The organism is Anaerolineae bacterium (assembly GCA_016931895.1).
Taxonomy (GTDB): Bacteria; Chloroflexota; Anaerolineae; order 4572-78; family J111; genus JAFGNV01.
This window is the reverse complement of record JAFGDY010000082.1, coordinates 1-11985: the sequence shown is the minus strand read 5'-3', so window position 1 is coordinate 11985 and position 11985 is coordinate 1. Positions and strand designations below refer to the sequence as shown.

The window sequence follows — 11985 nt, the reverse complement described above, 5'->3', positions numbered from 1 at the left end:
CAAACGGCTACGCTTCCGGTTTGAGGTGGGCGGTGGACTCGCGCACCACCAGGGCACAGGATAATAACTGGTTTTGCCCGGCCTGCTCATCCAACAAATCAAGGGTCATCCGCATGGCCAGTTGCCCCAATTTAAAACGAGGCTGGTTGACGGTGGTCAAAGCCGGGGTAATGTAACGGGCCGGTTCAATATCGTCAAAGCCAACCACGCTCAACTCTGCCGGCACAGCCAGCTTCCGCTGCCGGCAGGCGGTCAGTAAAGCAATGGCCATAAGATCGTTATAACAAAAAACGGCCGTGGCTTTTGCAGCCAGCAGATGCGCCAACGCTTCTTGCCCCTGCTGCCAATCATCTGCGGATAGAATGGGCGAAATAAGGGCGGCCTCAGAACGAATACCGGCCTTGTCCAGCGCCTGCCGGTAGCCGTCCAAACGCCGCTGGCTGGAGCGGGGCCGCCGAACCGTCCCAATATAGCCAATCCGCCGATGTCCCAAAGCCAGTAAATGCTCAACCGCCAACTGCGCCCCTTGTCTGTCGTCCACGGCCACGGAATAGAGATATTGGCCCTCGCCCTGGTTGTTGATCAACACAATCGGCACGCGAATCCGGTCAAGGCGCTCCCCGTACAAACTGCCCACCCGCGAGGAGGTGATGATGATGGCGTCCACCCGGCGGCGGTGCAGTGTGTCAACCACGTCTATTTCTCGCTTCGGCTCGTCGTGCGAGGTACAGAGCAGAACGCTATAACCGGCCTGTTGAGCTGCGCTCTCCACTCCTTCCACTACTTGCACCACAAAGGGGTCGGCAATAGTGGTGACGACCATACCCACCGTGCGGGTGCGCTGCGCGCGCATACTTTGGGCCACGGCGCTGGGGGTGTAGCCCATTTTTTGAGCCAGGGTCTGAATCCGGGCCCGGGTTTCGGGGCTGATGGCCGGGTTGTTTTTTAAGGCGCGGGAGACGGTGGTATGAGAAACCCCGGCCGCTTTGGCGATATCCTTAATGGTGACCAATTCTCTTCTCTCACGTTGGCGTAAAATAGTAACCACTCTGTTTGTGGGGTTATGCACACGTGTGCATAGGGCCTCTATTGTACCGTATCACCAGTAGTCTGTCAATCTTAAGCCTTGCCTCTCGGCGAGGCGGTTTGGATGGGTCGGCAACATTATTGCATAGTAGTTTCTGGAGAAATAGAGAGGAATTGGCCTGGGCGGTCTACCACCGTTCAAAAAAGGAGCCGTTGACTTTTAGCCGGGCCAGTAAACCTTGAAAAGTGGCAGCCAGATGAGGATGAACGGGAATGTCCATCTCCTGAAGATATTGGATCAACCACCCACTCTGGAGCAGCGCCGCCTCTTCCCGGCGTCCGGCATAGACGATGTTTTTTAGTTTTTTCATGCCTGCCCACTCTTTTACCGGGGCCAGGATGTCGGCAAAACGGAGGCACCAGGAAAAGGGCGTGTCAAAGGTGGGGCCAGGGCCAAAGGAGTGCGTGCGGATGGCGTCTAAAATCAAACTATCGGTTATGCCAAATTCACCGGCAATAAAATAAGCCCCCATGGGGGCGTGCAGGTAAATGGGGTGTTGTTCGCAGGGGTCATTGAAGGTAAAATTTGCTTCTTCGGCCAAGTTCAGGAGTTGGGTTGGGCTTAAATCTTTGGCCGCATCATGCAGCAAACCGGCAGTCATCGCTTGGGTGGGATTCAGGCTATAAATCTGAGCCAGCTCTTGCATAATGCCCATAACGTTTAGGGAATGTTGGAGCCGGGGCGGGGACAGGTGATGTTGTAAAAAGGGCAGGTAAGTTTTAAGCATGGGGCAGGTGTCTCAGGAGCAAAATTTAGTAAGAAAGATGCAACAGGGCCAACGCCATTACCGTTGACCACGGCAGCACCTTGAACTCGCCTACGGCCAGCGCGGTTTCCACCTCGGCTCGACTCAGATAGAGCAATTCTTGTTCTTCCAGGTCATCGGCGTCAGCTTCAGTGACCCGGTAAGCTTGGGTAGCCAGGAAGAGGTGGGCCTGGCCAGCGCCACGATTACCGTCTACGATGTAAGTGCCCAGATTGACCCAGTCCGGAGCTGCGTACCCGGTTTCTTCCAGCAGTTCTCGCTGGGCTGCGGCAAGAGGAGCTTCGCCAGGCTCACAATAACCTCCTACCGCCGCCAATGATAAACCATCTACACTGTATTTTGTCTGGCGAAAACACAGAAATTGGCCGGTTGGGGTCACCACAGCCACATTCACGTAGTCGGGCATGGTGAGCCAGGCCCAATCCGAAATGATTTGGCCGTTGGGCAACTCAACAGTATGACTTTCGACAGTCAAAAATTTACTGTGCTTTAAAAGAGCGCGCCGGGAAAGGATTTTCCAGGGTTGCATTGTTAAAACGCGCTCTTGATACGACCGCCATCTACCGGGATAGACACGCCATTAATGTAAGCGGCCTGTTCCGAAGCCAAAAAAGTCACCAACGCGCCCAGTTCTTTGGGCTGTCCCACCCGGCCCACCGGCGTGGGCTGGCCCATTTCGGCCAGAACGTCGGCCACGGATTTGCCGGTCCGTTCGGCGGTGTGCTGGGCTAATTGTTCCACCCGGTCGGTGTGGATGTAGCCCGGCATCACGTTGTTGACCGTAATGCCGTCCCGACCCAATTGATTGGCCAGGGTTTTGGCCAGGCCATGCACCGCAGCCCGGATGGAGTTGGATAGAACCAGGTTATCTATCGGCTCTTTTACCGAGAGGCTGGTGATATTAATGATCCGGCCCCATTTTTCTTTTTGCATGGCCGGGATGGCGGCCCGGATCAGCCGCACCGCGCTCATCAGGGTCAGGTTAAAGGCTTCCTGCCACTGCTTATCGTCAAACTCTATAAAGTAACCGGCCGGCGGCCCCCCGGCATTGGTGACCAGGATATGGAGCGCGCCAAAGTGGGTAACGGTTTCTTTGACAATCCGCTCGATGTCTTTGGAGTTATTGACATCCGCCGGGATGGCCAGCACCTCGCTGCGGGTGGCATTGGCAATTTCGTCGGCCGTTGTTTTTAACACTTTGCCATCGCGAGCGCAGATGGCTACTTTAGCCCCCTCCTGGGCCAGGGCCTCGGCGCTGGCGCGACCCAGCCCTTTAGAAGAAGCGGCGACCAAAGCAATTTTGTTTTTTAGACCAAGGTTCATGGGGATAATCCTCTACAGAAAATTGAAAATTAGAAAATAGAAATAAGAAGATTTACGTATTGCGTATGCCAGGCATGGCCGGTTGCCTCAATAGCTGTTCCCTTTTCTACTGCCGCGTCGTTTGGCTACATTGCGGGTGGGCAGGCCGCGGTAGCTGGGGGCCAGGATTTCAAAGGTTGCGCAGCGGCCCACGTCCAATAGCAGGGATTTAAGGCGCGGTTTTAGATCAACGTCTTTGGCCATGGTGATCACGGTTGGCAGGCGGGCGTTGTAACGATAGTTAAAAAGCTGATACAATTTTTCTTCGGCCCAGGGGGTGGCGCTCTCCGTGCCCAAGTCGTCCAGCACCAGCAGGGGGGTTTTGCGCACTTCGTCAAACCGTTTGTCGTAAGGGGTCAGGCTGTTAGGGTTGAACGTGGCCCGGAGATGGTCGAGCAAGTCTGGCACCACCACAAACAGGGCCGACTCGCCCTGCATGGTTCTTTGGTTGGCAATGGCGGCGGCCAGGTGGGTTTTGCCGCAGCCGTAAGCGCCGGAAAAGGCGATCCAATCTTGCGGGTTGGCGGCAAAGTTGCGGGCAAAGGTAAAGGCCCGTTTGAGATTTTCGGCCTTTTCCCGATCCAATTCGTGTTCGCGCAAATCAAAGGTTTCAAAGGTTTGGTCCGCGTGCAAGGACAGGCTGGAAAGTTCCGACACGCCCTGGGCCACCCCACTCTGCCGGAAGTCGGGCGCCAAAATTTTGACAATTTGGGAGAGGTTGAGATCGCCAATGCGAGAGCGAATCCGAATGTCAATATCCTCTAATTCGTAATTTGAGGTGACCACCGTGGGCAATTGGGCGTTGTAACGATAGTTAAAAATTTGAAACAGTTTTTCTTGCGCCCAATGGGTGGAACTGTGCGAACCCAGGTCGTCCAGAATGAGCAGCGGAGCCGTGCGAATTTCGTCAAAACGCTGGTCGTAGGTAACGGTGCTGTGGGGGCTGTAAGTGGCCCGGAGGTGGTCAAGCAAATCCGGCACCACCACAAACAGGGCAGTTTGGCCCTGGCCAACCACATAGTTGGCAATGGCGGCGGCCAGGTGCGTTTTGCCGCAACCGTAGCCGCCCAATAAAATAAGCCAACCTTTGGGCGTATTGGCAAAGGCGTATGCGGCATCGTAAGCCATGCGTAAATTTTGCCGTTTTGTGTCGGTGAGGCCATACCCATCGGGAACAAAGTTGTCAAAGGTAAAGCGGGCCATCATGTCAAGATTGCTGATCGCCCGCAAAACATTCAGGCGGCGAGTTTCTCGCTCGGCCTGACGGCATTGGCACTCGATCAGTTTGCCAAAGTTGGGGTGTCCCACCGGCACATTCTGGCGCAGATAGCCGGTTCCGCCGCAAATGGGGCATAACCACTCTTGCTCAGACGACGATGACGCCTGGGGGTTGTTATCGTCTGTGGCAGCGGGTGGCGCTGAGGTATGTCGTTGTAAGATTTCGTCTATTCGTTCCATCGGGATTAGTGGTTGAACGATTTAATGATTTAGCGGGCCGGCGCATAACCTGTTTACTAATGTAAAACTAATGTTGAATTAATTCCCTAAATTCTTCGTCGGTGTACCAGGATTTACCCGGCTTTTCATCTGTTTTATCATCCCGGCCGGCAACGGCCATTCTTTCTAAAATTGCGCGAATGTAACTCCAGCGACGCACGTTATTTTCAACGGCAATTTTGAAGGCATCCTCAATCCACTGGGGCGGATAGGTGGCTTCGGCGTCTTTCAGTTCATCGGCCAAAATGGGCGAGATCAGGCCAATGTTGTCTTCGTACAGTTCAAAGATGTTGGGCCGTTTGGCCGGCGCGGCCATTTCTGCCCCGCTGGTGGCCACCACGCCCAACTCTCCGGCTTCAAATTTGGCCAGGGCCTGCCGGCCTCGTTCGCTGTTGAGCAGGTAAAGGTCTTGCCGGCCGGTTTCATCTTCAAGCTGGGCGTGCAGGAGGGCGCCGCGCTGCACTGCCCGGTTCAGGCCCTGGGTGAGGGTCTGTTCCACATCCTCATCTAACAAAGCCAAACTGCGCACCAGGGTTTCGTCGGTTAACAACTCATTGCGCGAGATGGCCTGGCGCGCCTGGCGATAATGCACCCACATAAAATGCAGCATTACCTTGAGTTCCACCAGGCTGTCAATTTGAGGCAATAGCCGGGCAAAAAACAGGTCCGGCACCGAAGTAAAACGTAATTCCCCTGCCGGAAAGCCGTTGAATTTTTCCATTGTTCTTTAATACTCCAACGGTTGGCGCTGGACTTCCAAATCCACAAATTGAGCCAGGTGCTTTTTGAAGTAAACCGAAAAGATGCCGGTTGGCCCGGAACGGTGTTTGCTGACAATGAGTTCGGCGATGTTGGGAAATTCGGTATCGGGATTATAGAGTTCGTCGCGATAAATGAACAAAACCACGTCGGCGTCTTGTTCTATTGAGCCGGATTCTCTCAAATCTGATAACATCGGCCGTTTATCGTGCCTGGACTCAACCTGGCGCGATAATTGGCTGAGGGCCAGAATAGGAATGTTCAACTCCCGGGCCAGGGCTTTGATGGAGCGAGAGATGAAGCTGATTTCCTGCTGGCGATTCTCGCTGCGGGAATCGCCGCGCATCAATTGTAGATAATCCACAATGAGCAAATCCAGACCGTGTTCGGCATGCAGGCGGCGGGCCTTGGAGCGTAGTTCAAGGGCGGAGATGGCCGGGGTATCGTCAATAAAAACAGACGTGCCGGACAGCAGATTGGTGGCCTGGATAAAAGTGGGCCACTCGTCCTCTTTAATATCGCCCAGTCGCAGCCGCTGGCTGTCAATGCCGGTTTCGGCGGAAATCAGGCGCTGCACCAACTGCTCGTCGCTCATTTCCAGGCTGAAGATGGCTACTCGTTTTTGCATACGACGGGCGGCCTGTAAAGCAATGCTCAAACCCAAAGAGGTTTTGCCCATCCCCGGCCGGCCAGCCAGCACCACCATGTCTGAGCGCTGCAAGCCGCCCAGCAGTTTGTCCAAATCGGCCAGGCCGGTAGGCACGCCGATCATCTCGCCCCGGTGCTGATACAGGTATTCAATACGGTCGTAATATTTGTCCAATACGTTGCGAATGTGGCGCAAATCGTGGTCAACGCGCCGGGCCGAAACGCCAAAAATGATCTCTTCGGCGCGGTCCACCACTTCATCTACATCCTCGGTATCCTGGTAAGCCAGGCGAGCAATTTGCCCGGCGGCCTCAATCAAGCGGCGCAGCACGGCGGTGCGCTCGATGATGCGAGCGTAGTATTCAACGTGGATGGAAGTGGGCGTGGCATTGATCAGGCCGGTAAGATAGGCCGGGCCGCCGATCTCGTTGAGTTGTCCCCGCCGTTCAAGTTCGTCGGTCAGGGTGACCATGTCCGCCGGTTCACGGCGCTCGTGCAGGTCGCGAATGGCCTCGTATATCCAGTTATGCCGTTCAACGTAAAAGTCGGTGGGGGCTAAAAACGTGGCAATGCGGATAATAGCGTCGGGGTCAATTAATAGCGAGCCTAAAACCGCTTCTTCGGCTTCCACGTTGTGGGGTTGTAATTTGTCGGGAACGGTGCTGGGTAATGTCTCGGTCATTGGTTATCCCAATAAGAACAAGAGTTCTGGTATGAATCATAGCACGAATACTGGGATTTACAAATCACAAATGTTCGTGCTAACCAAACGTTTTGTCATTACGAATTCTACTCGACGTAGTAAAAAAGACAAACCTGGGAATTGAGGATAGTCATAGACAGGCGTTTGACACGCTATCGGGGAAGTGTTTGATGAAACGGTTATGAACTGTGCCAGCGGATCAAGAATGCCTCTGATCTTCACCTGCTACTCACCCCGGTCATCTTGATGAGTGGTCGTACCCTGGACAGCGATATTCGTTACGCCAAATCGTTGGGCGCGGATGACTACCTGCCCAAACCATTGAATGTGGACGATTTGCTGGCCGTGGTGCAGGGCAAACTGCTGGCAGCGGAGCGACTACAAAATTTATTCATCAGAAAACGTGTGCTTTGCCTGACCCCCACGACCATCCGTGATAATGACTGTGGCGGTTCCACTCTTTAGGCGACCGTCATCAGTCAATTCTCGCTGCCAAAGGCCTGTTTGACCGTCCCCGGTGATTGAACCGTTACTGGCCGTCCAGGTATAGGTCAGCGGGTCTCCATCCCGATCAGAGGCGAGGATGACCATGTTAGTCGTGACGCCCACGATTTCGCCAAGCGAGTTGTTTTTGACGGTATTGATCGTCGCATAGTCTAAAATTTGGGGGGGATGGTTGGAGGAAGCTGGGGTAGAGACCGGCTGTACAGCACCCACCGTCGATGTGCAGTGAGAGACACCATCGTGACCTAAACCGGTAATCCACAGCGCACCGTCGGGGGCTACGGTAATGAGGGTTATGTCATCGCTGGGCAAACCATCGGCAGTAGTGTAAATGTCCCAGCTTTCTCCATCAAAACGCGCGAGACCTGCAACAGTACCCACCCACAGGACACCATCAGGAGCTGCAGCAACGGATCGAACGTTATCGTGCGCCAGGCCATCTTTCTCGGTATAAGTGTGCCAGTTTGTCCCATCAAAGTGGGAAATGCCGCCATGCTCAATGCCAAAATAAACCGAACCATCGGGAGCTACAGCGATGGATGTGACTCTATTACTTTCCAAAGCATCAACAACAGTCCAGGTTTCTCCGTCAAAGCGGTAAAGACGCTCAGTGGGGCCACTGTCACCGTATTCTGTGCCTGTAGCCCACACCGTGCCATCAGGGGACACGGCAATAACCCGGATGTTATCATCTATGCCCTCAGCGGTAGTGTAAGAAGTCCAGGTCTCGCCGTCAAAGCGAAAGACGCCAAACCCACCGAACCACAACACACCGTCAGGCGCTACGGCGATGGATTCAACGCTCAAAGTTCGCCGATCAATGGTATCGTAAGTAACCCAGGTCTGGCCGTCAAAGCGGGAAGCTCCGTGCCCGCCGAACCACACTGCGCCATCAGTCGCCACGGCGACGGAACTGATGTACACGGGTACAGACTCAATGCCTGGTATCTTTAGGGATCCGTCATAATTTAGTAGTCCATCCTCATACGTAAAAGTAGTCCAGGTCTCGCCATCGAATCGAGAGGCGCCTTCACGGGTTCCAAACCACACCACGCCATCGGGGGCCACAGTGATGGCTTCAATGTAATCGCCAACCAACCCATCGGCTGTGGTATAGGTTGTGCAGTCAAAAGTCGGGTTGGGTTTCGGCGCAGTAGGGGTGGGCGCCGGCGTCGGGGCTTTGGCTACAGCAACAACCACTCTATCTCTGTCAGGCCGCCAGGCGGGGGACTCGACCCAGTCGGTATCTTTCGTCAAGTGGCGCACATTGCTCCCATCCGCATCCATCACATATAGATTCCCGCTGCCGTCGCGCTCCGACGCAAACGCAATCCGGCTGCCATCCGGCGACCAGGCGAGGTTCTTTTCCCAGATATCGTTTTCTGTCAAGCGATAAACATTATTCCCATCTGCCGCATCCATCACATAGATTTCGTAGCCACCATCGTCGCGATCTGACACAAAGGCTATTTGGCTGCCGTCCGGCGACCAGGTTGGATCACCATTCCAGTTTACGTGGGTCAAGCGACGAATGTCGCTTCCATCGGCTTCCATAACATAAATGGTAATGTCATCTACAAAAGCGATCTGGCTGCCGTCCGGCGACCAGGCCGGAGACGAATTGTAGTGATTCTCGTGGGTCAGGCGGCGAAGGTTGCTGCCATCCGCCTCTACAATGTAGATTTCGTAGCCGTCACCATTATCACTTTCGGACACAAAGGCTATCTGGCTGCCGTCCGGTGACCAGGCGGGATCCCAGCGCAAGTCACCGTCGTTGTCTGTCAGGAGACGAACACCCTGCTCACCCTCTAGTGTCATCATAATGAGGCTGCCCGTTAAAGGTTGAAAGTCTGCTCCCCCTACCGGCATTACATAGATGTCACCCCCGGAAGTAAATGCCATCAGGTCACCTCCCTCGCCGGGAGGCACAGGCTCCGACCGGGCAGGAATTGTCGTGGCAGAAGCCACCTGGGGAGACTCCGTTATCGGAGTTTCGCCCGCAGTCAAACTGCAAGCAAGCGAAGCCAATACAAGGACAGAAACGATCAAGATTGAAATATGGCGGCGGAAAAATGCTGTAATCTTCATCAGAATACTCCTCTCCTAATGTAATAAATACACCTGTGTTAAAAATCGACAGACCGGTTCAAGGCATATATCGTAACCAGACGGGGTTGTTGGGGGTGGGCTCCGCTCTTGTTGTTTCAACGAACCTCAACCCGCCACACCCGCACTGCCTGATCGTTGGCGCCCGAAGCCAGCATCGTCCCATCCGGCGAAAAGGCGACGGTGGTGATCCAGCCGGTATGCCCGGTCAGTTGGGCCACTTCCGCCCCACTGGCGACATCCCACAACCGCACCGTCAGGTCCCACGAAGCCGAGGCCAACAGGCGGCCATCGGGCGAAAAAGCTACCTCTTCAACATGGCCCGTATGCCCGGAAAAAACGCGAAGCTGCCGCCCGGCGGCCATATCCCACAGCCTGACCGTGCCGTCAACCGAACCGCTTGCCATCGTTTTCCCGTTTGGGGCAAAGACGATGCTTCTGATCCAATTGCTATGCCCGCTGAGGGTGTACTGTTCCATCCAGTCGGCAGTCTCCCACACCTTGATCTCCATTCCGGCTCCCCCCGCCATGGCCGCCAACAATTTCCCATCGGGTGAAAAGGCCACCGGCCCGGCAGAACTGCCGGCGGGGATGGTGCGTAGTTCCTCGCCGCTGTCCACATCCCACACCTTTACCGCGCCGCCGACGGTAGCGGCCAGCAGGCGGCCATCCGGTGAAAAGGCAATCCGCTCGGCCCGTTCGCTGCCGGGAAACGAATGGAGTTTGCCGCCGTCCAGCGTCCACAGGGTAATGTTCTTGTCTGCCGTGCCCAACAGCGCCGCCCGTTGCCCGTCCGGCAAAAAGGCCACATCCAGAACCGAATCGGAACTGGCCAGGGCCAGCCGCTCCGTGAAATCACCGGAGCTGTACAGGCGCAGGCCGCGGGAGGCCACCGCCAGCAGGCTGCCGTCCGGCGACCACGCGACCCGTTGGGCCGAGGAATCAATTTGGGCCAGCGGTTCAACCTGCACCGCGAGGGGGACCGGCGTGGGTGTTGGTTGGGGGCGGGACGTAGCAGTTGGCGGGGAGGGTTCGGTAGGGGTGGCGGAGGAAGCCGGCGCGGGGAGAAGCGTGTTTGTCGGTGGGGGAGTTTCCACCGGCGCAATCACGTCTGCCTCCACGTTTGTTTCGACTGGAATCGTGACTTCCGGTGAAGGCGTGGCCGTTGCTGGGGAAAGCGCGGTTTCAATCACTGCTGCCGGTGGAGTCTGGCTGCCCATTAACCCCAGCACGGGAACCAGCGCCAGCCCGCCGATCACTATCAGCAGCCCCATTAACGCCAGCCCGGCCACAACCGGGAGCCAGGGGAAGCTATGCTTTGTCGTGGACAACGGTTGTGAGGCGGGCGGCTTGGGCGGCGGTCCCGCCGAGGTGATGGTGCGCATTTTGGCCGGGGCGGTTTGCGCCGCATCGTCAAAAGCAATGACCAGTTCGCGCATGGTCTGGTAGCGGTCGGCTGGCTCTTTGGCCAGCGCCTTGAGCAGAACCCGCTCAACCGCTTCCGGCAGGTCGGGGCGCAGGCTGTGCGGCAGGGGCAGTGGCTCGGTGATGTGCTTCATCAATACGGCCACGGGTGTTTCGGCGTCAAAAGGAACCTGCCCGGTAAGCAGTTCGTAAATGACCACGCCCATGGCGTAAATATCCGAGCGCCGGTCAATGGTTTTGGCAGCGCCCTGTTCCGGCGACATATAATGGGGCGTGCCGACAATGCCGGAGCCGGTCAGCCCCGCCGAACTTTGGGCCATTTTAGCAATGCCGAAGTCGGTCAGGTAACAATCGCCTTGCGCGTCAATCAGCACGTTGGAGGGTTTGAGATCGCGGTGGATCACGTTCAATTGGTGAGTGTATGCCAGCGCCGAACCGATCTGGTTGACCACCCGGCGCGTTTCGGCCAGCGACAGGGGGCCGTCTTTGAGGCGGTCTTTCAGCGTGCCCGCTTCGATGAAGCGCATCACCAGATAGAATTGCCCGTCGGCCTCGCCGTAATCGTGAACAGGCAAAATGTGAGCGTGTTCCAGTTTGGCGATGACCTTTGCTTCCTGTTCAAAGCGTTTGATGAACGTGGAATCATGCGCCAGGTACGTTGACATCACCTTAAAGGCCACGTAACGATCCATCGCCGGCTGGTAGGCCTTAAAAACGGTAGCCATCCCGCCCTGGCCAATTTGTTTAATGATCCGGTACCCGCCGATAGTTTTGCCGACAAGCTGTGACATAGTTACCTCCTCCTGTTTAGGGAGCGGAAATATCCAGTTTCCACACCCGCGCCGCCTGGTCTTCCGCGCCCGAAGCGAGCATTGTGCCATCCGGCGAAAAGGCAACGGTGGTGACCCAGCCGGTGTGCCCGGTCAGTTGGGCTACTTCCGCCCCACTGGCGACATCCCACAGCCGCACGGTCAGGTCCCACGATGCCGACGCCAGCAAGCGGCCATCGGGTGAAAAGGCTACCTCTTCGATATAACCCGTATGCCCGGCAAAAACGCGAAGCTGCCGCCCGTTTTCAGTATCCCACAATCTGATAGTGCCGTCAACCGAACCGCTTGCCATCGTTTT

Annotated in this window: 11 protein-coding genes; 1 reads left to right on the top strand and 10 read right to left on the bottom strand. The window is 56.0% G+C overall.

Annotation, left to right across the window (positions count from 1 at the left end; translation table 11 throughout):
- Positions 1 to 7 precede the first annotated feature (7 nt).
- The 7 genes from JW953_06445 to dnaB all read right to left on the bottom strand — a co-directional run bounded on the left by JW953_06445 (position 8) and on the right by dnaB (position 6801).
- On the bottom strand, positions 8 to 1039 hold the full coding sequence (locus JW953_06445) for a LacI family DNA-binding transcriptional regulator (GenBank protein MBN1992325.1): 1032 nt from the start codon (positions 1037 to 1039) through the stop codon (positions 8 to 10).
- 175 nt (positions 1040 to 1214) lie between these two features.
- On the bottom strand, positions 1215 to 1814 hold the full coding sequence (gene yqeK / locus JW953_06440) for a bis(5'-nucleosyl)-tetraphosphatase (symmetrical) YqeK (protein ID MBN1992324.1): 600 nt from the start codon (positions 1812 to 1814) through the stop codon (positions 1215 to 1217).
- 25 nt (positions 1815 to 1839) lie between these two features.
- Positions 1840 to 2382 (bottom strand): NUDIX hydrolase, encoded by a 543-nt coding sequence (locus JW953_06435; protein MBN1992323.1) that lies wholly within the window; start codon positions 2380 to 2382, stop codon positions 1840 to 1842.
- A gap of 2 nt (positions 2383 to 2384) precedes the next feature.
- A complete protein-coding gene (locus JW953_06430; GenBank protein ID MBN1992322.1) occupies positions 2385 to 3176 on the bottom strand; it encodes an SDR family oxidoreductase in 792 nt (263 codons plus the stop codon).
- Between the two features lie 87 nt (positions 3177 to 3263).
- On the bottom strand, positions 3264 to 4673 hold the full coding sequence (locus tag JW953_06425) for an ATP-binding protein (GenBank protein ID MBN1992321.1): 1410 nt from the start codon (positions 4671 to 4673) through the stop codon (positions 3264 to 3266).
- A 67-nt stretch (positions 4674 to 4740) separates the two neighbouring features.
- The gene (locus JW953_06420) at positions 4741 to 5433 is read right to left on the bottom strand and encodes a DnaD domain protein (protein MBN1992320.1); all 693 of its coding nucleotides are present in this window, start codon (positions 5431 to 5433) and stop codon (positions 4741 to 4743) included.
- A 6-nt stretch (positions 5434 to 5439) separates the two neighbouring features.
- Positions 5440 to 6801, bottom strand: coding sequence for a replicative DNA helicase (gene dnaB / locus JW953_06415; GenBank protein ID MBN1992319.1), 1362 nt, complete (start codon positions 6799 to 6801; stop codon positions 5440 to 5442).
- Between the two features lie 207 nt (positions 6802 to 7008).
- Between dnaB and JW953_06410 the strand changes: the two genes are divergently transcribed.
- The gene (locus tag JW953_06410; protein ID MBN1992318.1) at positions 7009 to 7287 is read left to right on the top strand and encodes a hypothetical protein; all 279 of its coding nucleotides are present in this window, start codon (positions 7009 to 7011) and stop codon (positions 7285 to 7287) included.
- On the opposite strand, the gene JW953_06405 is transcribed toward JW953_06410, so the two are convergent.
- The 3 genes from JW953_06405 to JW953_06395 all read right to left on the bottom strand — a co-directional run.
- The gene (locus JW953_06405) at positions 7210 to 9414 is read right to left on the bottom strand and encodes a PD40 domain-containing protein (protein ID MBN1992317.1); all 2205 of its coding nucleotides are present in this window, start codon (positions 9412 to 9414) and stop codon (positions 7210 to 7212) included. The genes JW953_06410 and JW953_06405 overlap by 78 nt on opposite strands.
- A 116-nt stretch (positions 9415 to 9530) precedes the next feature.
- The gene (locus JW953_06400) at positions 9531 to 11648 is read right to left on the bottom strand and encodes a protein kinase (protein MBN1992316.1); all 2118 of its coding nucleotides are present in this window, start codon (positions 11646 to 11648) and stop codon (positions 9531 to 9533) included.
- Positions 11649 to 11664: 16 nt separating this feature from the next.
- Positions 11665 to 11985, bottom strand: a 321-nt coding sequence (locus JW953_06395; protein ID MBN1992315.1) for a PD40 domain-containing protein, incomplete at its 5' end; no start/stop codon positions are given.